This window comes from Collinsella sp. CM84Y_54, from assembly GCF_036317945.1.
GTDB lineage: Bacteria > Actinomycetota > Coriobacteriia > Coriobacteriales > Coriobacteriaceae > Collinsella.
Map to the genome: position 1 here is coordinate 159,066 of NZ_JAWQCX010000001.1, position 21,573 is coordinate 180,638.

A 21,573-nucleotide genomic window follows, 5' to 3' on the forward strand; every position below is an offset into this window, starting at 1 on the left:
ACCATGTTCGGCAATCCTTCGTATCCTACGTACCAGGCCTTTTTGGGATTGGGCATCGCCGCTATCATCGCGATGCTGCTTATGCCGTGGTGGATTAAGCTCCTGAAGGTCGAGGGTATCGGCCAGCAGGTTCGCGCCGATGGCCCCAAGCGCCACCTGATTAAGCAGGGCACGCCCACCATGGGTGGCGTCATCATCCTGGTCGCTGTTTCGCTGACGTGCCTTTTGATGGGCAAGCTCACCACCGAGCTCGTGCTTGTGCTGCTCGCCACGCTGGCAACCGGCGTTCTCGGTCTCATCGATGACCTGACTTCTGTCACGCACGGCCGCTCGCTCGGCCTGACGCCTCACGCCAAGATGATCGGCCTCACCATCATCTGCGTTACCTTTACCGTGCTTGCCGTCAACTGGTGCGGCGTTGCCCCCGAGATTCGTTTTCCCGGTGGCCTGACGATCGACCTTGGCGTGCTCTCGACCACCATTTGCGGCCTTTCTTTCCCGTGGCTCTACCTTGTCTTTTGCTGGCTGATGATCGCGGGCCTTTCCAACGCCGTAAACCTCACCGATGGCTTGGACGGCCTTGCCGGCGGTACCTCCATGATCGCTATGCTGGCCATGGCTGCCATGGCGTTTTTACACGGCGATGTGAACCTGTCCATCTTCTGCACGGCGTGCGCTGGTGCCTGCTTGGGCTTTTTGTGGTTCAACTGCTATCCGGCGAGCATTTTTATGGGTGATACCGGCTCGCTGGCGCTGGGCGCTGCTTTTGCCTGCACCTCCATCATCACCAACACCGAGGTCGTTTCCCTCATCATCGGCGGCCTGTTTATCGTCGAGACCTTGTCGGTCATGATTCAGGTCGTCTATTTCCACTTTACGCACAAGCGCGTCTTTCTCATGGCGCCCATTCACCATCATTTCGAAAAGAAGGGCTGGGCCGAGACCAAGGTCGTCATCCGTTTTTGGATTGTCGCCGCGGCCTTCGGAGCCCTGGGCCTCGCTTTGTTCTTCCAGTTGGGATAGTGGTCTTTCATGCCTCTTGCTGATGTCTTTAGCTTGCTCGTTTTGGGCCAGGGTAAGTCCGGTCTTGATGTCGCTCGCTGGGCGCTTGCGCATCCCGAGCGCGTGAGTGCCGTTACCGTTTACGGTGGCGGCACATCCGAGCCCAACGATGCCACGCGCTCGCTCGAGGCGCACGGGGCATCGTTTGTCTACGGAACCGAGCAGGTCGAGGGCGCGTTTGATGTATGCGTGACGTGTCCGGGCATCTCGGAGTTCTCGGCATTCTTTAAGGCTGGCCGCGATCACGCTGCCCAGATTATGGGTGAGCCCGAGTTTGCCTACCGCCTGTCTCCCCAAAATTGGATTGCCATTACGGGCACCAACGGCAAGACGACCACCACGTCGCTGACCGACTACCTGCTTAAGGCGGCGGGCGAGGCGAGCGTTGCTGTCGGCAATATCGGTGAGCCTCCGGTGAACGAGATCGATGGCCGCGCGCATAACGAGTGGTTTGTGGCGGAGCTTTCGAGCTATCAGATCGCAACGACCCAGGAGCTTCACCCCCGTGTGGCGGTGCTACTCAACATTACCCCCGACCATCTGGGCTGGCATAAGAGCCATAAGAACTATGCGCTCGCCAAGATTAAGCTCTTCGAGAATATGGTCGACGATGACCTGGTGATTGTTGACGTCGAGGATGCCGGTATCCACGAGTTCGATGAGTACATCTATGTTCCGGGCCGTCGCATCTGCAAGGTTGCTTTTGACGAGCCTGCGGGCGAGGACGCCGCATTTGTGCGCGATGGCAAGATGGTCGTTCGCCTGAAGGGCGTCGAGACCCCGCTCGTCGATACGTCCGAGCTTAAGATTTCGGGCCATCACAATGTAATCAATGCCCTGTGTGCTGCCACGGCGGCCCTGACGGTCGGCGCCGATGTTGACGGTGTGTGTCGCGGCCTGGTCTCGTTCCAGCCGCTGGAGCACCGCGTTGAGCCCTGTGGCGAGATCGATGGCGTGCGCTATGTCAACGATTCCAAGGCAACGAACACCGATGCGGTCGAAAAGGCCCTGACGGCATTTCCCGATGACGATGTGATCTTGCTGCTCGGCGGTCACGATAAGGGCACGCCGCTCGAGTCCTTTGCCCGCGTTGTGATGGATAACGTTCGCTCGGTGGTCTGCTTTGGAGACGCGCGCGAGCGCTTTACCGCCGCTATGGACGAAGCGGATGTCGACGGTGATGTCGATATCGCCCAGGCCGAGGACCTGCGCGATGCCGTGGACGTTGCCCGTTCGCTGTCGAGCCGCGGCGATGTGATCTTACTGTCGCCCGCCTGCTCTTCGTTTGATGAGTTCTCGGGCTACGAGGAGCGCGGCCGCGTGTTTAAGGACTATGTGGCCCAGCTTGCCGCTGCGTCCAATACGCAAACGGAATAGGGGTTGCCGGTGAGAGAGGAGAGCCCCCGACAGAATATGAGGAGGCCCGACTCGGACCGTGCTTCCTCGCAGCGCAGCACGCCGCGCGCCGGTCGTGGCACGCAGGGCATCGGCGAACGTTATATCGCCGGCGTCCCCGCACGTATCATGCGACCCCGCCTGGTCTTTTTGACCTGCCTGTTCTCGCTGGTCTGTTTTGGCCTGCTTATGGTGTACTCGGCATCTTCAGTCGAGGCGCTTCACGAGAACGACTCCGCGACCTACTTTTTATTTCGACAGTTTATGTTCACGGTCGTCGGTGTTGCTGCCCTCGAGTTCATCGCGCGCGTTGCACCCGATAGCTGGTTTGGCGAAGGGGCGCTTAAACTTGCTCTTATCGCTATGATGATCTTGCTGTTTGCGGTGTTCCTCTTTGGTAGCGGCAGCCGTGGTGCTACGCGTTGGCTGAGCATTGCCGGCATTCAGTTTCAGCCATCGGAGTTTCTCAAGCCGTTTGCCATTGCCTATTCGGCCATCATGCTCGACCGCGTGTTTTCGCCCGGTGGCAACATCAATGAGTTCCTTAAGGGCATGGGCTTCTATTTGGGCGCATCGCTCGTCTTGATTTTTATTCAGCCCGACTTTGGCACCATCCTGATTATTCTGTTGACGATTATGTGCATGGCGCTCTTTGCCGGCCTTGACCCAAAGTTCATTATCGGTGCGATTCTTGCTGGCGCCGTCATCATCGTGATCGCTCTTGTCGTCGAGCCGTACCGTATGGTGCGCATTCAGGTTCTCTTGAATCCTTGGGCAGATGAATATGGAGACGGGTATCAGGCAACGCTCGCCATTATGGCGTTTGCTTCGGGCGGACTGTTCGGCCGCGGTATCGGCAACTCAACCATGAAGTACTCGTATTTGCCCGAGGCGCACAACGACTACATCCTGGCCATCATTGGCGAGGAAGTTGGCTTTTTGGGGACGCTGCTGTTTTTCTTGGTGTTTGCGATGCTGATCTACTCAGCGTTTCGAATCGCCGAGCAAGCTACCGATCGTCGTGGGGCGCTTATGGCTTCGGGCTCTGCGGTTATCCTCGCGGTGCAGTTTTTGATCAACGCGCTGGGTATTCTCAACGTGTTTCCCATGACGGGCAAGCCGCTGCCGTTTATCAGCTATGGTGGCTCTTCGATTATCGTGTCGCTCATGCTCGCCGGGCTTATCTTGCGCGTCTCGCACGAGAGCGCTCGACGCGATGAATACGATCGTCGCCGCGATAGCTTTGCCGTTATGGACGAGAGCACTGCCGGGGTTCCCCATGCACGCGGGGAGCGCTCGTCGCGTGGCGGCTTTACCGTCTTGAACGGTTTTGCTTCGGAGTCGGATGCCCGTCTCCGGCCACGCTCGGCGCCACAGGGTCGCCCGCAACGACCGACGCCGCGCAATGCGGGTGGCGGATATAATCGAATCGACCTGAATTCGGACCCGTCGACGCGCTTGCGCACCGACGACCAGGGGCCGCGCGTACGAAGGGACTACCATGACCGATAAGATGACCGTTGCTGTCGCAGCCGGCGGCACGGCGGGACATATCAACCCCGCACTTGCCTTGGCCGAGGAGCTGCGCGACCGTGGCCACCACGTTGTATTTGTGGGTCAGTCGCATAAGCTCGAGGGTCGTCTGGTTCCCGAGGCTGGGTTTGATTTTGTACCGATTACGGTTACGGGCTTCGACCGCTCTCGCCCTTGGACAGCATTGAGCTCGCTGTGGCGTGTCTATAAGGCGAAGCGCGCGCTCGGCAACCATTTTTCTAAAGCCCGCAAGCCCGATGTCGCCATAGGTTTTGGCGCCTATGTCGAGGTCCCGCTTCTGGGCTGGTGCAAGGACGCGGGCATTCCGTATCTGCTGCACGAACAGAATTCCGTCCCGGGCCTTGCTAACAAGATGATGAGTTCGCATGCCGCCCGCGTTTGCATCTCGGTGCCGGCAGCGCGTTCCGTGTTTGAGCGCGAGGGCGATCCTGACCATGTGCTCATGACCGGCAACCCCGTGCGCCGTTCTGTGATCGAGGGTGATCGAGTCCGCGGCCGCAGGGCCCTTGATGTGCCCGAGGACACCACGCTCCTGCTGGTGTTTGGCGGCTCACTTGGTGCCCAGCATCTTAATGAGCGCGTGGCTTCGCTTAAAAACGAGTTGCTCTCGCGCGAGAATCTCTATGTTTTGCATTCGACGGGCGCCGATGGCTTTGAGGACACCGAGCGCGCTCTTGCCCTGACGCCCGAGGAGGCGAAACGGTATCGCGTCCAGCCCTACATCGACAATATGGGCGATATGCTGGCTGCGGCCGATTTGGTCCTCTCGCGCTCGGGCGCTTCGAGCGTCGCCGAGATTGCCGCTCTTGCCGTTCCTTCGGTGCTGGTGCCGTATCCGCATGCGACGGCCGATCATCAGACCACCAATGCCCGCTATCTGGTCGATGCCGGTGCCGGCGTGCTCTGCGCCGATGTCGATATCGACACCCAGGCGTTTGCCGATGAGCTGCTGCATCTTATCGATGATGCGCAGGCGCGCGATGCCATGCGCCAGGCGGCTCGCGGTTTGGCCCAAGACCGCGCTGCCGTCCTTTTGGCGGACGCGGTAGAAGGATTGCGTTAGTTAGACGGGATATCGCGGGTCGCCCTCGCGCGGATGCGGTAGGTGCGGTAAAGTAAACGGGTTACAGGCAGTGTTTACGCAAGGAGTACACGAGCACATGGCTGATTCCAAGACTGCAACCTCCGCGCCCGAGTTCAAGAGCGCCCATTTTATCGGTATCGGTGGCGCCGGCATGAGCGGCATCGCCCTCGTCCTTCACGAGCGCGGCTATGTCGTTACCGGCTCCGACCTTAAGACGTCGCGCTACATTCGCCAGCTTACCCGCGCCGGCGTGAAGGTGCATGTGGGCCATGAGGCTGCCACCATCGACGAGGTCAAGCCTGACGTCGTCGTGGTCTCTACCGCTATTCCCGAGTCCAACCCCGAGCTCGTCCGTGCGCGCGAGTTGGGTATTCCCGTGTGGCCTCGCGCCAAGATGCTCTCGGCTCTGGGCCACGGCTACACCACCGTTGCCGTTGCCGGTACTCACGGCAAGACCACGACCTCTTCGATGTGCGCCACCATGCTCGACCGCATGGGTCTGGACCCCAGCTTCCTGATCGGTGGCATTGTCGAGGGCTACGATACCAACGGCAAGAACGGCTCGGGCGACTATTTTGTCGCCGAGGCGGATGAGTCCGACAGCTCCTTCCTGTTCCTTAACCCCAACGTGGTCATCGTGACCAACGTCGAGGCCGACCATCTCGATCACTACTCGGGTATCGAGGAGATCGAGGCCACCTTCGCCAAGTTTATGAGTCTGGTGGGCGAGGACGGCACGGTCATCGTCTGTGGTGAGGACCCGCATCTGGTCGAGCTTGCCAGGTCGACCGGTCGCCGCGTGCTTTCCTATGGTTTTGCCGAGACCAACGACATCGTCTGCGTGCATCCGGACGTCCGAGGCATCCAGAGTGATTTTGTCGTCCGCTTTGAGGACGGCACCGAGCACGCCGTCGAGATTAAGAGCAACCCCGGTCGCCACAACATGCTCAACGCCACGGCGGTTCTTACGGTCGCTCATGTTCTGGGGCTCGATATCGACGCTGCCGCAAAGGCGCTTTCGAGCTTTGAGGGCGTCCGCCGCCGCTTTACCCATGTGGGCGATATCGATGGTATTACCGTGGTCGATGACTACGGCCATCACCCCACCGAGGTCAAGGCGACCCTCGCTGCCGCTTCGTCGCTTGGCTACAAGCATGTCGACGTCGTGTTTCAGCCGCACCGCTACTCGCGTCTGCAGGCTCTGTGCGACGACTTTGCCGATGCCTTCGCCAATGCCGACAAGCTGCTGTTAATTGACGTGTTTTCTGCCGGCGAGATGCCCATCCCAGGTGTCACGTCCAAGATGCTCGCCGATACCGTGCGCGCCAAGCACCCCGGTAAGGAGGTCGTGTACTGCTCGAGCCGTCTTGAGCTCAACGAGGAGCTCGAGAAGATGGTGGGCGAGGGCGATTTGCTGCTTACCATGGGCGCCGGCGACGTCACGACGGTCGGCCCCGAGTTCATCGAGTATCTGACTGCCAAGAAGGACGCTTAAACCCCATGGGTTTGTTTAACGCCGTCATGGCGCTTTCGGGCATGATCGATACGGACGTAATCGAGGATGAACGCCTCGCGCGCCATACGAGCTATCGTATCGGTGGCAAGGCGGACCTCTTTGTGACGTGTCACAGCTATCATGCCCTGCGCCGCGCCGTGGCGGTGCTCGACCGTGAGCAGGTGCCGTGGGTCATTATCGGCAAGGGGTCTAATCTGCTTGTTGCCGATGCGGGCTATCGCGGTGCCGTTATTTCGCTGGGGCGCGAGTTTCAGCGTACGGTTGTCGCCGATGACGGTTGTACGCTGACGGTCGGTGCGGGCGTGATGTTCGCACGCCTGGTCAACGAGGCGCTGTCACGCAGCCTTTCGGGCCTTGAGTTTGCGGTCGGTATTCCCGGCTCCGTTGGCGGCGCCTTGTCCATGAACGCCGGCACGCGAACCGAGTGGATTGGCTCGCTGGTCGAAGATGTCGTTACATTCGACCCGGGCTCCGGAATTAAGCATTACGCGGGCTCGGAGATCGCTTGGGGCTACCGTGAATGCAGCTTGCCGCGCAACGAGATCATTTTGGAATGCGTGCTCAAGCTCAAACCTGCGCCCAAGGCCGATATCCGTGAGCGTATGGAGCGGTACCTGACGCGGCGCAAGCGAACACAGCCCATGGGCTGTGCATCCTGCGGGTCGGTCTTTCGCAACCCGCCCGATGCGAGCGTGGGAAAGCTTATCGAGGATTGTGGATTAAAGGGTTTTTCGGTTGGCGGCGCGGAAGTTTCTCCCGTACACGCTAATTTTATCGTTAATAACGGAACCGCCTCGGCCGATGACGTGGCCGCGGTTATCAGACATGTGCACGGAAAGGTGAGGGAGGCGTATGGCATCGAGCTCAGACCGGAAGTTAAATTCCTCGGCTTCTAGAGCATCGAAACCAACCTTCCGCCGCGCCGGAGGGCGTTCCGGCGCACCGTCCCAGTCTCAACGTAAATCCGTCATGCCTTCTAAGACCGTCGGGTCCGTGCGGTCTTCCAAGCGTTCGGCTGCCGGCTCGCAACTTGGCAGACGGCCCGCGGCCAAAAAGGTTGCTCGTCCGGCGGCACGTCCCTCGGTAACGTCCAAACCGGCGACGGGCGCCAAGCCTTCTCGTCCCATGGCTTTGCCCACGCCCTCGTTGGGGGCAAAGGCGACGCGTCCCGGTCGCGTGCTGGGTGCATCGAAGCCACGTATGTTGACGTCGGTGTCGGCCTCCGCAAAACCGCAATCGGGCAAAAAAGGCTTCAATCCGCTGTCATCGATCGGCGCCCTGGCAAATCATGCGACGGGTGCCGCTTCTGCCGTTAAGGGCAAGGGTAAAATCATGGGCGGCATCCTTGCTGCTTTGGCAGTGCTTGCGGTCGTTGCCATCGTTGTCATTAACTCAGGCCTGTTCGCCGCCACCGATATTCAGATTCGGGGCAGCGAGCATGTGACCAAGCACGATGCTATCCAACTGATCGATCTGCCCGAGAACACGTCGCTGTTCAATGTGAATTCCGACCAGATCACCGAGGGCCTCAAGCAAAATCCGTGGGTCTCGGGCGTGGATGTCCAGCGTCAATTTCCCCATACGCTCATCATCACGCCGACGGAACGCAAGGTTATCGCAATCGCCTACATTAGCTCCGACGATCTTGCGTGGGCCATCGGGGACGATGACACGTGGATTGCGCCGCTGTCTACCTCGGTCGATGTTGACGACCAGGGCAACGTCACCGCAACGGGGGAGGGTGCCAACACCCTGACCGGCATCGATGCCGCCCTGGCACTCGCCAAGCATTACGGTGCCGTGCTGCTGACCGATGTCTCGGCCGATGTCGCACCGGTTTCGGGGCAAGCGGTAAATTCCAAGGCAGTCAAGGCCGGTCTGGATTACGTCCGCGGATTCTCGAGCGAGTTCTTGGGCCAGGTCAAGGATATTTCCACGCCCTCGGTCGAGGCCATCTCGGCGAACCTCGATAACGGTATCGAGGTGTCGCTCGGAGATTCGGATGATATTGCCAAAAAGGAGCGTATCGTTACCAAGCTGCTTTCGCAGGTGGAGGGCGTGACGTATATAAATGTTCGATCTCCTGGCAACTATACGTTTAGGAACGCGCCGACCTCGTAGCGTCTTCTAGCCTTTGTTGACGGGGCATACCGCGCCGTTTATCTGGTTTGTTTGGTTTTCACCGTCAATTATTTGACTGATGCGTTCATAATGTGCAAACATAATACGGTTTACCTTTGCATTTACTTTCAACTTGAAGGTTAATGTGCGCAGGGGTCAACCCATGCTATGGCTATAACCTTTGTTCGGAGGACCGACATGCACGAGACAGAGATCAACAACTACCTTGCCGTCATTAAGGTGGTCGGCGTCGGCGGCGGCGGTACCAACGCGGTCAATCGAATGATCGAAGAGGGCATCCGCGGCGTCGAGTTTGTTGCCATCAACACCGATGCTCAGGCACTCGCGATCTCTGATGCCGATATCAAGGTGCACATCGGCACCGACCTGACCCGCGGCCTGGGCGCTGGCGCCAATCCCGAGGTCGGCCGTAAGGCCGCCGATGAGTCCCGCGACGACATCGCCGAGGCGCTCGCTGGCGCCGACATGGTGTTCATCACCTGCGGCGAGGGCGGCGGCACCGGTACCGGCGCTGCTCCCATCGTTGCCGATATCGCGATGAACGAGGTCGGCGCGCTGACCGTCGCCGTCGTGACTAAGCCCTTTACGTTTGAGGGCCGCAAGCGTAAGAAGAGCGCCGAAGAGGGCATTAAGACGCTTTCCGACTGCGTCGACACCATGATCGTTATCCCTAACGATAAGCTGCTCGACATCGCCGAGAAGAAGACCACCATGCTCGAGGCCTTCGCAATCGCCGATGGCGTCCTTTCCCAGGGCACCCAGGGCATCACCGACCTCATCACCGTCCCCGGTATCATCAACTTGGACTTCGCCGATGTTAAGACCATCATGAAGCAGGCCGGTACCGCTATGATGGGCATCGGTACCGCTTCTGGGGACACCCGTGCCGTCGACGCCGCCCAGCAGGCTATTTCCAGCCCGCTGCTCGAGAGCTCCATCGATGGTGCCACTCGCGTCCTGCTTTCCATTGCCGGTTCCAAGGACCTGGGCATCCAGGAGATCAGCGACGCCGCCGATGTTGTCGCCAACGCCGTCGACCCCGAGGCCAACATCATCTTCGGTACCGTTGTGGACGAGTCCCTGGGCGATCAGGTGCGTATCACCGTTATTGCTACGGGCTTCTCCGACTCCAACGTCAACCGTCAGGACGAGCTCTTCGCTGCTCAGCAGTCCCAGAGCAAGGCCGCTGCTTCTACCGAGCCGCAGCGCACCGCTCCTGCCACGAGCCCGGCTCAGGCTGCCCCGACTCGCAACGTCGGTGGTACCGAGCTCCCGAACTTTGGTAACGACCAGTTTGAGCTTCCCGACTTCCTCAAGCGCGGCAGCTTTTAGTTCGTCTTTCTAAACGACCTGCATGGGGTGCGTCCGATTGGGCGCACCCTTTTTTGTTGTGTTTCGCCTTTGTAAATGAAAGCCTCCAATCTCCTTACGTTCCCTTTACGTTTGGTCCCTACCGCTGCGGGTATCCTTTTGATGAAGTATGGCAGCCGTATGGCACGGACTGCAGCGGCGTCGCCGCGATACTTGTGTTATTAGGAGGCTTTAGTATGGCAGCACGTGCGGACAACGTTTCGCGTGTCGACCATGATGGAGTTACGTTCGTAGAGGGCGCGACGCGCGATGTTCGTTTTGCCTTTACCGAGCGCACCGGTGGTGTTTCCGAAGATGCGTACTCCTCACTCAATCTGGGCTCGCATGTTGGCGATGACCCCTTTGCCGTTCAAGAAAATCGTCGCCGCGCACTCGAGGCCTTGGGTGCCGCCGAGTGCGAGCACAACCTGCTTGTTCCCAATCAAGTACACGGTGACCATGTCGTGACGGTGACCTCGAACGGTGCCGATGATCTCGAGAACATTCGCGAGCAGATTGCCGAGGGCTGCGATGCCATCGTCTGCATGGCCCGTGAGGTGCCCGTGATGCTCTGCTTTGCCGATTGCGTTCCCGTGGTGCTGGTGGCTCCCGGCGGCTTTGCCGTGGTGCACTCTGGCTGGAAGGGCACGATTGCGCGCATTTCCGCCAAGGCGTGCCAAGCGCTCTGCGAGGCGGCTGGCTGCAAGCCGGATGACATCTCTGCCTATATTGGGCCCCATATCCTGGGAGACGAGTACGAGGTGTCCCAAGAACTTGTGGACCGCTTTGCCTCCGAGTTCGTGTGCATCGATGCCGCCGCTTCTCGTATGCTCGATCTTTCTGCCGCCATTCGCGAGGCACTGATGGACGCCGGCGTCGAAGCGAGCGGCATTGTGGACACCAAGCTTTCCACCGTTCGCCAGAATGACCGCTTTTATTCCTACCGCAACGAGGGCGGCACCTGTGGGCGCCATGCTGCGATCGGCGTGATGCTATGAGAAAGATCGCATCGGTCCTGAGCGCGGCAGTGCTCACGCTCACGCTTTGCGCCTGCTCCTCGGGATCTTCTACGTCCTCTATTACCGTGGCCGGCTCGACCACGTGCCTTCCCATTGCCGAGATCGCGGCCGAGGGCTTTAAGGAAGAGGCCGGCATCGACGTGCTCGTCTCCGGCCTTGGCTCCTCTGCGGGTATCGAGGCCGTCAGCAACGGCACGGCCGACATCGCCAGTTCGTCTCGTGGCCTCAATGCCGACGAACAAGACCTTGGCCTGACCCCGATCGTAATCGCGCACGACGGCATCGCAGTCATCGTGAACGACGACAACCAGGTCGAGGATCTCTCGACCGAGCAGCTCCGCGATATTTACGCCGGCAAGATCACCAACTGGAAAGAAGTCGGCGGAGAGGACCTGAAGATTCAGGTTATCAACCGCGACGAGGCGTCCGGTACGCGCGAGGCCTTCCGTACCATCGTGATGGGCGGCACGCCGTTCGATCGTCGCTCGGCTGTTCTTTCGGGCACGGGCCAGGTGCGCGATGTCGTGTCCCGCTCGCGTGGCGCCATTGGCTACATCTCGCTTGGTTTTGTCGAGAGCCTCAACGCCAAGACCTCGGTTAAGGCCGTTTCGGTCAACCATGTTGAGGCATCCGAGAAGACGGTCGCAAGTGGCGGCTATCCCATCTCGCGCGACCTTTACTTCTTTGTGAAGGGTGCGCCTTCGCAGCAGGCGCAGGACTACATTGACTATGTGACGTCTGAGAAGATGGACAAGCAGATTCGCGAGGCGGGCTTTATTCCCGTCACCAACGACGGAAAGGGGAGTGAGTAGCGTGGAAGTGCAGGAAACCCCCCAGATCGAGCAGGAGGCTCAGACGCCCAAAAAGCGTGAGTTGGCGTTGGTGTCGCGCAGTACCTATCTCAAGGAGAAGGCGCTGCAGTGGATCTTCTTTGCCTGTGCGTTCTTGGCGGTCGTCACCGTCATCCTGATTTTTGTCTTTACCACGTACTCGGCGCTGCCCGTCTTTACCGACATCGGTCTGGCGGACTTCTTTAGCTTTACGTGGGCGCCCTCCGAGGGTCACTACGGCATCATGTCGTTGCTGGCGGGCTCTGGTCTGGTGACGGTCGGTGCGCTCGCCATGGGCGTGCCCCTGGGTGTGGGCACGGCTGTATATCTGGTCGAGATCGCCAGCAAGCGCGTGCGCAGGCTCATCAGCCCCGCCGTCGACCTGCTGGCGGGCATCCCCTCCATCATCTACGGTTTCTTTGGCATGGTCATCATTCGTCCGTTTATCGCGCAGCTGACCGGCGGTCTTGGCTTTGGCGCGCTGACGGCGTGGTTCGTGCTCGCCATCATGATCGTTCCTACCATCACCACCCTCACCATCGATGCCCTCAATTCCATTCCCATGGGCATTCGCGAGGCGTCCTATGCCATGGGTGCCACCAAGTGGCAGACCATCTACAAGGTCGTGTTGCCTGCAGCCAAACTGGGCATTGTCGATGCAATTGTCTTGGGTATGGGGCGTGCCATCGGTGAGACCATGGCCGTGCTCATGGTCGTCGGCAACGCTCCGGTCATCCCGGACAGCATCTCGAGCCCCATCTCGACGCTCACGAGCCAGATTGCGCTCGACATGAGTTATTCCTCGGGCCTGCACCGCTCGGCTCTGTTTGGCATGGGCGTGGTCCTGTTTATCATCTCCGCTGCACTGGTGGGTATCGTCCGCCTGATTTCCAAGAAGAGGGGGTAGGCTATGTCCGATTCCGTTGACACGACGGTCGATACGACCTCGTCGCGCGAGCGCATCAAGCGTGCCCTTTCCCATGGCAAGAAGGGCCGCATCAATAAGGACCTGTCCAACAAGATCATGCTCGGCGTGTTTCGCGCCGCGGCCTATATCACCACGCTGGTGCTGGTTGCCATCATCGCCTACGTGGTCATCAACGGTCTGCCGCATATCTCGCTCGACTTTATCTTTGGCTGGCCGCAGGGCGTAAACGCCGAGGGTGGCATCTGGCCCACGATCGTCTCGACCATCTACGTGACGGCACTCGCCATGCTCATCTGCACGCCGGTTGCCGTCTTGGCTGCGGTCTATCTGGCCGAGTACGCCAAGCAGGGCAAGGTCGTCGACATCATTCGCTATGCTGCCGATGCCCTGGCCTCGGTGCCCTCCATCGTTATGGGCCTCTTTGGCTACGCTTTGTTTGTCGAGGCTATGGGCCTGGGCCTTTCGATGGTCTCGGCCGCCCTGGCGCTGGCGCTTCTGATGCTGCCCATCGTCATGCGCACCACCGAGGAGGCAATCCGCGCCGTTCCGCGCTATATTCGTTGGGGCGCATATGGCCTGGGCGCCACCAAGTGGCAGGTCGTCTCCAAGATCGTGCTTCCTTCGGCCTTTGGCCGCATCGCCACCGGCATCGTCCTTGCCATCGGCCGCGCCATCGGCGAGACCGCGGTGGTGCTCTACACCATGGGTCAGGCCATCAACCTGCCTATATCGCCGCTCGATTCCGGTCGTCCCATGACCGTTCACCTTTATCTGCTTGCCAATGACGGCATCAACATGAACGCAGCCTACGGCACTGCGCTTTTGCTGATGGCGATTATTCTGGCCTTCAACCTGTTTGCGCGTTATCTGTCGCGCAAGCGCCGCTAGTTAAGGAGTCCCATGTCCGTCTATCAGTCCGCTCCCACGCCGGAGCAAGCGGCCATCACGGCCAAGGATTTCAACTTTTGGTACGGTGACTTTCATGCGCTGACGGGGCTCGACCTCAACATCGCCAAAAACGCCATCACCTCGTTTATCGGCCCTTCGGGCTGCGGCAAATCGACGTTTTTGCGCTGCATCAACCGTATGAACGACCTTATCGAGGGCACTCGCGTCGAGGGCACCATGACGCTTGACGGCAACGATATCTATGCCGAGGGCGTCGACCCGGTCGATCTTCGCCGCCGCGTGGGCATGATTTTTCAGCAGCCCAACCCGTTCCCCAAATCCATCTACGAGAATGTCGCTTTTGGCCCTCGTCTGCAGGGCGTGACTAGCAAAAGCGACCTCGATGACATCGTGGAAGAATCGCTCAAGCGCGCCAACCTCTGGAAAGAGGTATCCAATCAGCTCAACAAGGATGGTTTGGCGCTCTCGGGCGGTCAGCAGCAGCGTCTGTGCATCGCGCGTGTGCTTGCGGTGCAGCCTGATGTCCTGCTGATGGACGAGCCCTGCTCCGCCATCGACCCCACGTCCGTCTCTAAGGTCGAGGATCTGATGGCCGAGCTGGCGCCCGAGATGACGATCATCATCGTCACGCATTCTATGCAGCAGGCCGCTCGTATTAGCGACTACACCGCATTTTTCTTGCAGGAAGTTGCCGGCGAGCCCGCCACGCTCATCGAGTATGGTCAAACCGACGCGATCTTCACCAGCCCGGTGGATTCGCGAACGGAAGACTATATCACCGGCCGCTTTGGCTGATCGGTGCGACTAGTCCCAATCCGATCGGACCTGGTCCGGTGCGTATTCACTGTGCGGGCGGCATGACCGCACCCAACTGATTGGAGTGAACCATGCGCAAACTGTTTTCCCGTCAGCTCATCGAGGCCCGTCACGAGATGCTGAGCATCTTCGAGGCCGTCGATCTAGCCCTTCACGACGCCGTGAAGGCCTATGTGACCGACGACCGCAAGCTCGCCACCAAGACCAAGAAGCGCACGCTTTCGATCGATGCGCGCTGCGCCAACTTGGAGGCCGTGTGCTACAACCTAATCGCTACGCAGTCGCCGGTCGCCTCCGACTTCCGCTTGCTGCAGACGATCATCTACGTCGACTTTAACCTGCAGCGCATGACCGATAAGGTTCGCCAGATCTGCCGCGCCACGCGTCACATGGTCAAGGCCGATATCTCGCTGCCCCAGGAACTCGTCGCTACGGTCGAGGCCGAGGCCGAGGCTGTTTACCAGGTGCTGGGTTCGTCGCTTTCTGCGCTCGTCACCAACGACATGTCCATCATCTGCAACCTGGCCGTCGAGGACGAGCCGGTGCATGCGGCGTACGAGAAGTTCTTCCGCACCTTTAACCGCATGGACACGGGCGATTTTATGGACGACGACAGCAACTATGACGACCTGCGTCGCGCCATCATGGTCTCGCGCTACCTCGATCGTGTCGCCTCGATTTCGATCGATGCCGCCTGCCGTCTGACCTTCCTTTTGACCGGACAGCGTATGACTGCCGGCGATATCGCCCGTACGGACGAGGATGAGCTTGAGAGCATGCGCGTGCCTTCGGGCGAGGGTGTCATTATGAGGCCCGCCGTGGATGCGGGCTATGTTGCCAAGGTGCCTGCTAACGAGGTGAGCGAGGGTCTTCGCTACCTGCTCGAGCACCTCGAGGACGAGGACGACACCGAGGATGATGAGGAGTAGGGCAGCTCCGTTCGTCGAAAGATTGTAAATACCTAAGTGAGCGCGGCCTTGCACATGCGAGGCCGCGCTCTTGCGTTAGCATGAGACTACTTGTATGGCTGTTAGCGGAGGCGATTGGCAATGGATAACTATTTGGACTTGATGCGCGCTCGCCGCGAGCAGATTCTGGAGCGTTTTTATGCGGCGCTCGATCGCGCGGGCCGTCCCCACGATGCCGCGCGCCTGATTGCCGTCTCCAAGACTGTTGGCGTCGATGAGACCGTTGCCGCTATTCAGGCGGGGTATCGCCATTTTGCCGAGAACCGCCCGCAGGAGCTCGTCCGCAAGCTTGCGGGCCTCGCGGAGCATCCGGAGCTACCCGAGGTGCGCTTCGATATGATCGGCAACCTGCAGACCAACAAGATCAATGCGGTTCTGGGCTCGGCCGAGCTGATTCATTCGGTAAGCTCGCTGCATTTGGCTCAGGCTATCTCGAGCCGTGCGGTCCGTAAGATTGAGGCGGGCGAGCTCTCCGGCCCCCAGCGCGTGCTGATCGAGGTCAATGTGAGCGGCGAGGAGTCCAAGGGCGGCTTTTCGCCCGACGAGGTGCGAGACGCCGCGGGTGAGCTTGCGGAGCTTGAGGGAATTTGTGTGCAGGGCCTTATGACTATGGCACCCCGGGGGAATAAGGATGTGGCGCGCCGCACTTTTGCCGGACTTCGCGAGCTAAGGGATGAGCTTGAGGCGACGCACTCCGACCTGAGCCTGCCCGAACTTTCCTGCGGCATGAGCGAGGACTTTGAGCCTGCCCTTGAGGAAGGCTCTACGCTCGTTCGTCTGGGCAGGGTAGTATTTAGCCCGGAGTTTGCAGTAAAATAAGGCTCTGAAGTGCGCACTGATTATCAGAGCGCCTGCACTAAACCGCGAGAGGACACAACCATGGGCTTCCTTGACGAGATTAAAAATAAGATGCACCTTGGCGGCCAGCAGGGTTACGACCAGGGCTATGGCCAGGATGACGACTACGGCTACGATGACGGCTACGACGATGGCTATCAGAACAACGGCTACAGCGGTGCCTCGGGTGAGGGCTTCTATACCCAGGACGAGCCGAGTAACGGCCTGCTGGGCCAGACGCGCCGCGGTGAGGCCGAGTCGGTCGCGGTGTACACGCGCTCCGGCCAGCTGGTCGGCGATGACTCCCGTCATGCAACGACGTACTATCCGCCGTCGCGTTCTCAGGATAGTGTCGCAGGCGGCTATCGTCCCGGCGCTTACGACACGCCGTCGAGCTATGCCGAGAGCGCTCGCGCCCGCGCCGCGGCACCTGCGCCCGCACCTGCGCCGAGCGACGCTTCGGCCTATGCGAGCAACATCATCAACGCCACGCCGCAGCTGCCTGCCTATGTCCTGCGTCCCGAGAGCTATGACGATGTCGAGACCGTTGTCCGCCGTGTGCGCACCAAGCAGCCCGTTGCGCTGATTTTTGTTGGCGTTCGCACCGAGGTCGCCAAGCGTGTCCTGGACTTTAGCTATGGCTTTGCCTGCGGCCTGGGCGCTACGGTCAAAGAGGTGGGCGATCGCGTGTTTATGGTGCTGCCCGCCGGCTGCGAGGTCAAGGATTCGGACCTCAAGAAGCTGCGTGCCGACGGCTACCTTAAGTAAACCCAAGACGAGGAGATTCTCATCAACATCTACACCATTGTCCAGCTGGTCAACACGCTGTTCAACTTCTATTCCACGCTCATTGTGGTCTATTGCTTTATGACGTGGATTCCCATGAAGCAGGGCGGCCTGCTGCAGGATATCGCCGCGGTGCTCGATAGTGTCTGCGGTCCGTGGCTCAACCTGTTTCGTCGGTTTATCCCGCCGATGGGCGGCGTTGATTTTTCGCCGGTCGTTGCAATTATTGCGTTGCAGTTGGTGCAGAGGCTGATTCTGCAGCTTCTTATAGGTATACTCGTATAGTACTGGCTCAGTAACTTACGTCGGGCGCCCGGCGCCGAGGCGATGAAAAAGGAGAACTTGTTATGGCTATTACCCCTGCTGACATCCAGGCTCAGACTTTCTCTGAGGCCAAGCGTGGCTATGACCCCGCCGAGGTCGACGTCTTTTTGGAGACGCTGTCCTCCGAGGTTGACGCTATGCTTGCCAAGATTGTCGATCTTAAGGGTCGTCTGACTGCCACCGAGCAGCAGCTTGCCGACACGCAGGCTCAGCTTGCCCAGGCTCAGGACGCTGCCGCGCAGGCCGTTCCCGCCGCTCCCGTGGCCGCTCCCGCACCCGATTTCTCTGCTCAGGAGCGCCAGATCTCCGCTGCGCTGATCGCTGCCCAGCAGACCGCCGAGGGCATCGTCAACGACGCCAACGAGAACGCTGAGCGCATCCGCAACGAAGCCGACGCCAAGGCCCGCGAGGTCATCCGTCAGGCCCTGACCGAGAAGCAGGCCGAGCTCGAGGAGATCGACCGTTTGAAGGCTTCCCGTGAGGAGTTCAAGGCCGAGTACCTCAAGCTCATCCAGCACTTCATGGACGATGCCCAGAATTCCTTCCCCGCCGATCTTATGGCCTCCACGCCGGTCGGTTCTGCGGCTTCTCCTGCAGTGACCGTTCCCGCCGCCGAGCCGTTGCCTGTCGCTGATCCGGTTGTCCCCGTGGCCGATCCCTTCGCCCCGATCGACAACTTTGCCGCCGACGACCTGGACTAGCTCCAGAGCTACAATCTAGTGCCCTTAAGAGGAGCTCGCGCCTGCGGGCTCCTTTTTTGTGGCTGCATACGGGTTGGGAAACAAAACGCCGAGCTCTGCATGTGATAGGGCAGAACTCGGCGAAGGACGCGCGATAAAAGGTAGTTTTTAGGGTATGTGCCAAAAACTACTTGAGGAGGAAGTCGGAGAGGGGAATGGTACGGGCCTCGCGATGCTTAGGATCGGCGATGTGGTCGGCAGGATAGCCGCAGACGAGCATGTGATAGGGATAGATGCCCTCGGGCAGGCTGAACTGCTCGCGGGCTACCTCGGGCTTAAAATGGCATACCCAGCACGTTCCCAGGCCCTGATCCTCGGCCTCCATCATCATCTGATCGCAGACGATCGAAGTGTCGATAGCGCTGGAGTTCATCTGGTCATAGGGACGCACCCAAGCGTCGTCGGTAACGCTGCAAACGAGGAAGATGAGCGGAGCTCCAAAGATGGACCCATCACGAGCAAACCGAGGCTGACAAGCAGCTGCCTTCTCCAGAAGCTCAGGCGTATCCAACACCATCACACGGGTTGGATGATTATTACAAGCAGAAGGAGCAATACGCCCAGCCTCAACAATGACATCCACCACAGCCTGCTCAACAGAACGATCCTGGAATTCACGACAAGAATACCGAGACCGAGCCAGATCCAAATACGACATACAAGCCCTCCAACAATTAAAAATCAAACAAATCCAAGGTAACCCAAAGAGTACCCAAAGCAGCAATCAGCCAAGCGCTCATCAAGGGCCAAAGTGTCCGAACGGGTACCAAAGGTCCCTTCAGCCAAACCCCCATTGCGCTAAAACTATCAGCCAAAGTTCCCAATGGTGGTACATAAGGGAGCGGGCCCGACCACTAATACCTTTTGAACGACTCTGCTTGCAGCCGGAGTGAAAAAGGTTATTAGTGGTCGGGCCCGCGACCGGTGGGACATGTACCCCCAATTAACTGTTCTTCATGACAATCGAATCCACGACATCGGCCACATTCTCGCAGCAGTCGGCGCAGTACTCCAGAAAGGCGTAGACGTCACGCCAGGCGATGACCTCGAGCGGGTCCTTGCCGTTGACGTGCAGGTTGCGCATGGCGTTGATGTAGAGCTCGTCAGCCTCGGACTCGATGGTGTTGATCTGGATGACGAGCTCGCGCAGGGTCTTGGACTTGCGGTAATTGGGAAGCTCGACCATCAGGTCCTTCATAGCGCGGCAGGCGTCGGTCACCTTGTGGGCGATGACGATGGCATCGGGATGGATGCTCTGGATGTTAGTGAAGTAGACGCGCTGCACGACGCCCTCGATACGGTCGAGCACGGTGTCGAGCGAGCAGCTCATCAGATCCAGATCCTCGCGCTCAAGCGGGGTGATAAAGGCAGTGAGCAAGGCATCCTCGAGCTCATGGTGCTTCTTATCGGCCGCATGCTCAATCGCATGCATCTCCTCGAGCATGCCGTGGATCTGCGCGGGGTCAAAGTTCTCAAAAATCTTGATGAGCAACTCTGCGGCCTGGACGGCAAGGTCGGCGCAGGCGACGTAGTTGTCAAAGTAGAACGAATCGGGTTTCTTTGCCATGGGTGGGTCCTTTCGAGGCGAAGACGGGTGGGCGAGGTATTGCGGTCCGGATGGACGCTCAGCGTGGCTAGAGGAACATCATGAACAGCTTGGCCATGACAAAGCTGATGAGTCCGCAGGCGGGGAAGGTGAAGAACCAGGTGAACATCATGTCCTTGACCACGCCGAAGTTGATGGCCGAGAGGCGCTTGACGGCGCCGACGCCCATGATGGCGCAGGTTTTGATGTGCGTGGAGGACACGGGGATGCCGGTAAGGGTGGCAAGTAGCAGGTTCGCGGCGCCCGCGAGGTCGGCAGAGAAGCCCTGATACTTCTCGAGCTTAACCATGCTCTGGCCGACGGACTTGATGATGCGCTCGCCGCCCACGCTGGTGCCGATGCCCATGGTGGCCGAGCACAGCAGCATGATCCAGATGGGGATGCCGGCGTCGCCGACGCTCGTCTGCCCGCTGGCGAAGGCCACGCCTAAAAAGAGCACGCCGATAAACTTTTGTCCATCCTGCGCGCCGTGCATAAAGCTCATGGCCGCAGCGCTTGCGATCTGAGCGTATTTAAAGAAGACATTGGCACGTCGTCTGTTGGCGGCGGCGAAAAGAATCGAGACGAGCTTGCACAGGACCCAGCCCATGACAAAACCCAGGCCGATGGAGAGCGCCAGGCCGTAGATGACCTTCATCCACTCGTGGACGTTGACGCTGCTCGCGCCGCCGAGGGCGATGGCGGCACCGGTCAGGCCGGCGATAAGGCTGTGGCTTTGCGAGGTGGGGATGCCAAAACGCGATGCCGTGGCACCGTAGACGACGATGGAGAACAGCGCCGCGCAGAGGCACGCGAGCGCCATGGTGCTGTTTCCGCCAAAGTCGACGATATGTGAGATGGTGTTGGCGACGCTCGCGTTAAAGTGCGTCATGATGAGCACGCCGAGGAAGTTGAATGCGGCGCTCATGAGAATGGCGGCGCGGGCGGGCATGCAACGCGTAGTGACGCAGGTCGCGATGGCGTTGGGCGCGTCGGTCCATCCATTGACGAAGATGGCGCCGAGCGCGAGGATCACGGTGACGGCAAGGACTGGGTTCGACACAATTTGGCCGAGGAAGGTTGAGAACGTTACGTCCATATATGGGCTTTCTCGAAGTTTGCAGGCACGTTACAAAAACATGATAAATCGTATCACCTCCTGTGGGTTTCTTTACCGAGTTCTGATGGGAGAAGTGATTTTTTTGGCACTAACATTGAACATTAGCCCTGTTGACCGCGGGTGTTCTTTTTGCTAACACGCCATGAGGACATGCGCGCGTCCCAACATCCCAAAATCACAGTCTGTTCGCTTTACAATATGCAAACATGCGTTCGATAATAGGGGACATGGAATATCGACAGACAGACGGCAAAACTCGGCGCGTGCACAAGCAGTATGTGGACGTCGTGGCCCGCATCCTCGCGGGCGGACAAGTCGTGCCGGTTACCGTCTGCTGGGTCGACGGCCGCTGTTTTACGATTGACGAGATTGTCTCGTCCACCGGTTTTGGCCTAACGGTTCACGGCATTCGTACGGCGACCTATAAGGTTCGTTTTGGCGGGCATGCGACCGAACTGTATCTGGAAGAACAGGCGCGCGAGCGACCGGATGGCTCGCAGGCTCATCTGATGCGTTGGTGGGTGTGGGCATTCGACCGTACACTCGAGAGTGAACGCCGCAGGTAAGAGTGCGCGACATTCGGGTACAATGGCAGGAATCTTGTCATC

At 59.4% G+C, this 21,573-nt stretch carries 22 protein-coding genes; 19 read left to right on the plus strand and 3 right to left on the minus strand.

Annotation, left to right across the window (positions count from 1 at the left end; all coding sequences use genetic code 11):
* The first annotated feature begins 3 nt into the window (after window positions 1–3).
* The 18 genes from mraY to V2391_RS00795 all read left to right on the plus strand — a co-directional run bounded on the left by mraY (window position 4) and on the right by V2391_RS00795 (window position 18,221).
* Window positions 4–1,023: a phospho-N-acetylmuramoyl-pentapeptide-transferase gene (gene mraY, locus V2391_RS00710; protein ID WP_329737862.1), complete on the plus strand. Its 1,020-nt coding sequence runs from the start codon at window positions 4–6 to the stop codon at window positions 1,021–1,023.
* Window positions 1,024–1,032: 9 nt separating this feature from the next.
* Complete coding sequence (gene murD, locus V2391_RS00715; RefSeq protein WP_329737863.1) at window positions 1,033–2,439, plus strand: UDP-N-acetylmuramoyl-L-alanine--D-glutamate ligase; 1,407 nt, start codon at window positions 1,033–1,035, stop codon at window positions 2,437–2,439.
* 36 nt (window positions 2,440–2,475) lie between these two features.
* The gene (gene ftsW / locus V2391_RS00720; RefSeq protein ID WP_329737864.1) at window positions 2,476–3,969 is read left to right on the plus strand and encodes a putative lipid II flippase FtsW; all 1,494 of its coding nucleotides are present in this window, start codon (window positions 2,476–2,478) and stop codon (window positions 3,967–3,969) included.
* A complete protein-coding gene (gene murG, locus V2391_RS00725; protein ID WP_329737865.1) occupies window positions 3,959–5,074 on the plus strand; it encodes an undecaprenyldiphospho-muramoylpentapeptide beta-N-acetylglucosaminyltransferase in 1,116 nt (371 codons plus the stop codon). Before ftsW ends, murG begins: the two co-directional genes overlap by 11 nt.
* Window positions 5,075–5,171: 97 nt before the next feature.
* Window positions 5,172–6,590, plus strand: a complete 1,419-nt coding sequence (gene murC, locus V2391_RS00730; RefSeq protein WP_329737866.1) for a UDP-N-acetylmuramate--L-alanine ligase — start codon at window positions 5,172–5,174, stop codon at window positions 6,588–6,590.
* 5 nt (window positions 6,591–6,595) lie between these two features.
* Window positions 6,596–7,507: a UDP-N-acetylmuramate dehydrogenase gene (murB, locus tag V2391_RS00735; protein ID WP_329737867.1), complete on the plus strand. Its 912-nt coding sequence runs from the start codon at window positions 6,596–6,598 to the stop codon at window positions 7,505–7,507.
* 73 nt (window positions 7,508–7,580) lie between these two features.
* Window positions 7,581–8,732: a cell division protein FtsQ/DivIB gene (locus V2391_RS00740; RefSeq protein ID WP_329737868.1), complete on the plus strand. Its 1,152-nt coding sequence runs from the start codon at window positions 7,581–7,583 to the stop codon at window positions 8,730–8,732.
* 198 nt (window positions 8,733–8,930) lie between these two features.
* Window positions 8,931–10,085, plus strand: coding sequence for a cell division protein FtsZ (gene ftsZ / locus V2391_RS00745; RefSeq protein ID WP_118080350.1), 1,155 nt, complete (start codon window positions 8,931–8,933; stop codon window positions 10,083–10,085).
* A gap of 215 nt (window positions 10,086–10,300) precedes the next feature.
* Entirely contained in the window at window positions 10,301–11,101 is an 801-nt protein-coding gene (locus V2391_RS00750) for a polyphenol oxidase family protein (RefSeq protein WP_329737869.1), read from the plus strand.
* Window positions 11,098–11,934: a phosphate ABC transporter substrate-binding protein gene (locus V2391_RS00755; RefSeq protein WP_329737870.1), complete on the plus strand. Its 837-nt coding sequence runs from the start codon at window positions 11,098–11,100 to the stop codon at window positions 11,932–11,934. The genes V2391_RS00750 and V2391_RS00755 overlap by 4 nt, the downstream gene beginning before the upstream one ends.
* Before the next feature lies 1 nt (window position 11,935).
* Complete coding sequence (gene pstC / locus V2391_RS00760; protein WP_329737871.1) at window positions 11,936–12,859, plus strand: phosphate ABC transporter permease subunit PstC; 924 nt, start codon at window positions 11,936–11,938, stop codon at window positions 12,857–12,859.
* 3 nt (window positions 12,860–12,862) lie between these two features.
* Window positions 12,863–13,768, plus strand: coding sequence for a phosphate ABC transporter permease PstA (gene pstA / locus V2391_RS00765; RefSeq protein WP_329737872.1), 906 nt, complete (start codon window positions 12,863–12,865; stop codon window positions 13,766–13,768).
* Between the two features lie 12 nt (window positions 13,769–13,780).
* Window positions 13,781–14,584 carry a phosphate ABC transporter ATP-binding protein PstB gene (pstB, locus tag V2391_RS00770; RefSeq protein ID WP_035137966.1) on the plus strand — a complete coding sequence of 268 codons (804 nt, stop codon included), beginning with the start codon at window positions 13,781–13,783 and terminating at the stop codon, window positions 14,582–14,584.
* Window positions 14,585–14,676: 92 nt separating this feature from the next.
* Complete coding sequence (locus tag V2391_RS00775) at window positions 14,677–15,534, plus strand: phosphate signaling complex PhoU family protein (protein ID WP_329737873.1); 858 nt, start codon at window positions 14,677–14,679, stop codon at window positions 15,532–15,534.
* Between the two features lie 120 nt (window positions 15,535–15,654).
* Window positions 15,655–16,392 (plus strand): YggS family pyridoxal phosphate-dependent enzyme, encoded by a 738-nt coding sequence (locus V2391_RS00780; protein ID WP_329737874.1) that lies wholly within the window; start codon window positions 15,655–15,657, stop codon window positions 16,390–16,392.
* Between the two features lie 60 nt (window positions 16,393–16,452).
* A complete protein-coding gene (locus tag V2391_RS00785; RefSeq protein ID WP_329737875.1) occupies window positions 16,453–17,178 on the plus strand; it encodes a cell division protein SepF in 726 nt (241 codons plus the stop codon).
* Between the two features lie 57 nt (window positions 17,179–17,235).
* Entirely contained in the window at window positions 17,236–17,481 is a 246-nt protein-coding gene (locus V2391_RS00790) for a YggT family protein (protein ID WP_255360343.1), read from the plus strand.
* Between the two features lie 62 nt (window positions 17,482–17,543).
* Window positions 17,544–18,221: a DivIVA domain-containing protein gene (locus V2391_RS00795; protein WP_035137975.1), complete on the plus strand. Its 678-nt coding sequence runs from the start codon at window positions 17,544–17,546 to the stop codon at window positions 18,219–18,221.
* A 166-nt stretch (window positions 18,222–18,387) separates the two neighbouring features.
* Here the strand turns inward: V2391_RS00795 and V2391_RS00800 are convergent, their stop codons facing one another.
* The 3 genes from V2391_RS00800 to V2391_RS00810 form a co-directional block, all read right to left on the minus strand.
* Complete coding sequence (locus tag V2391_RS00800) at window positions 18,388–18,918, minus strand: nitroreductase family protein (protein WP_329737876.1); 531 nt, start codon at window positions 18,916–18,918, stop codon at window positions 18,388–18,390.
* A gap of 285 nt (window positions 18,919–19,203) precedes the next feature.
* On the minus strand, window positions 19,204–19,827 hold the full coding sequence (locus V2391_RS00805) for a DUF47 domain-containing protein (RefSeq protein ID WP_118080370.1): 624 nt from the start codon (window positions 19,825–19,827) through the stop codon (window positions 19,204–19,206).
* Window positions 19,828–19,894: 67 nt separating this feature from the next.
* Window positions 19,895–20,944 (minus strand): inorganic phosphate transporter, encoded by a 1,050-nt coding sequence (locus V2391_RS00810; protein WP_006234237.1) that lies wholly within the window; start codon window positions 20,942–20,944, stop codon window positions 19,895–19,897.
* A 248-nt stretch (window positions 20,945–21,192) separates the two neighbouring features.
* Here V2391_RS00810 and V2391_RS00815 point away from each other — a divergent pair, with 248 nt between their 5' ends.
* The gene (locus V2391_RS00815; RefSeq protein WP_035137981.1) at window positions 21,193–21,531 is read left to right on the plus strand and encodes a hypothetical protein; all 339 of its coding nucleotides are present in this window, start codon (window positions 21,193–21,195) and stop codon (window positions 21,529–21,531) included.
* Window positions 21,532–21,573: the final 42 nt, after the last annotated feature.

What these genes read in the sequence shown, in the direction of transcription:
- pstA (WP_329737872.1), top strand. Translation starts at nt 12,863, where the DNA reads ATGTCCGATTCCGTTGACACGACGGTCGATACGACCTCGTCGCGCGAG.
- murD (WP_329737863.1), top strand. Translation starts at nt 1,033, where the DNA reads ATGCCTCTTGCTGATGTCTTTAGCTTGCTCGTTTTGGGCCAGGGTAAG.
- V2391_RS00780 (WP_329737874.1), top strand. Translation starts at nt 15,655, where the DNA reads ATGGATAACTATTTGGACTTGATGCGCGCTCGCCGCGAGCAGATTCTG.
- murG (WP_329737865.1), top strand. Translation starts at nt 3,959, where the DNA reads ATGACCGATAAGATGACCGTTGCTGTCGCAGCCGGCGGCACGGCGGGA.
- V2391_RS00805 (WP_118080370.1), bottom strand. Translation starts at nt 19,827, where the DNA reads ATGGCAAAGAAACCCGATTCGTTCTACTTTGACAACTACGTCGCCTGC.
- mraY (WP_329737862.1), top strand. Translation starts at nt 4, where the DNA reads ATGTTCGGCAATCCTTCGTATCCTACGTACCAGGCCTTTTTGGGATTG.
- ftsW (WP_329737864.1), top strand. Translation starts at nt 2,476, where the DNA reads ATGAGGAGGCCCGACTCGGACCGTGCTTCCTCGCAGCGCAGCACGCCG.
- V2391_RS00815 (WP_035137981.1), top strand. Translation starts at nt 21,193, where the DNA reads ATGGAATATCGACAGACAGACGGCAAAACTCGGCGCGTGCACAAGCAG.
- V2391_RS00775 (WP_329737873.1), top strand. Translation starts at nt 14,677, where the DNA reads ATGCGCAAACTGTTTTCCCGTCAGCTCATCGAGGCCCGTCACGAGATG.
- murB (WP_329737867.1), top strand. Translation starts at nt 6,596, where the DNA reads ATGGGTTTGTTTAACGCCGTCATGGCGCTTTCGGGCATGATCGATACG.
- V2391_RS00755 (WP_329737870.1), top strand. Translation starts at nt 11,098, where the DNA reads ATGAGAAAGATCGCATCGGTCCTGAGCGCGGCAGTGCTCACGCTCACG.
- V2391_RS00800 (WP_329737876.1), bottom strand. Translation starts at nt 18,918, where the DNA reads ATGTCGTATTTGGATCTGGCTCGGTCTCGGTATTCTTGTCGTGAATTC.
- V2391_RS00785 (WP_329737875.1), top strand. Translation starts at nt 16,453, where the DNA reads ATGGGCTTCCTTGACGAGATTAAAAATAAGATGCACCTTGGCGGCCAG.
- V2391_RS00795 (WP_035137975.1), top strand. Translation starts at nt 17,544, where the DNA reads ATGGCTATTACCCCTGCTGACATCCAGGCTCAGACTTTCTCTGAGGCC.
- pstB (WP_035137966.1), top strand. Translation starts at nt 13,781, where the DNA reads ATGTCCGTCTATCAGTCCGCTCCCACGCCGGAGCAAGCGGCCATCACG.
- V2391_RS00750 (WP_329737869.1), top strand. Translation starts at nt 10,301, where the DNA reads ATGGCAGCACGTGCGGACAACGTTTCGCGTGTCGACCATGATGGAGTT.
- V2391_RS00740 (WP_329737868.1), top strand. Translation starts at nt 7,581, where the DNA reads ATGCCTTCTAAGACCGTCGGGTCCGTGCGGTCTTCCAAGCGTTCGGCT.
- murC (WP_329737866.1), top strand. Translation starts at nt 5,172, where the DNA reads ATGGCTGATTCCAAGACTGCAACCTCCGCGCCCGAGTTCAAGAGCGCC.
- ftsZ (WP_118080350.1), top strand. Translation starts at nt 8,931, where the DNA reads ATGCACGAGACAGAGATCAACAACTACCTTGCCGTCATTAAGGTGGTC.
- V2391_RS00810 (WP_006234237.1), bottom strand. Translation starts at nt 20,944, where the DNA reads ATGGACGTAACGTTCTCAACCTTCCTCGGCCAAATTGTGTCGAACCCA.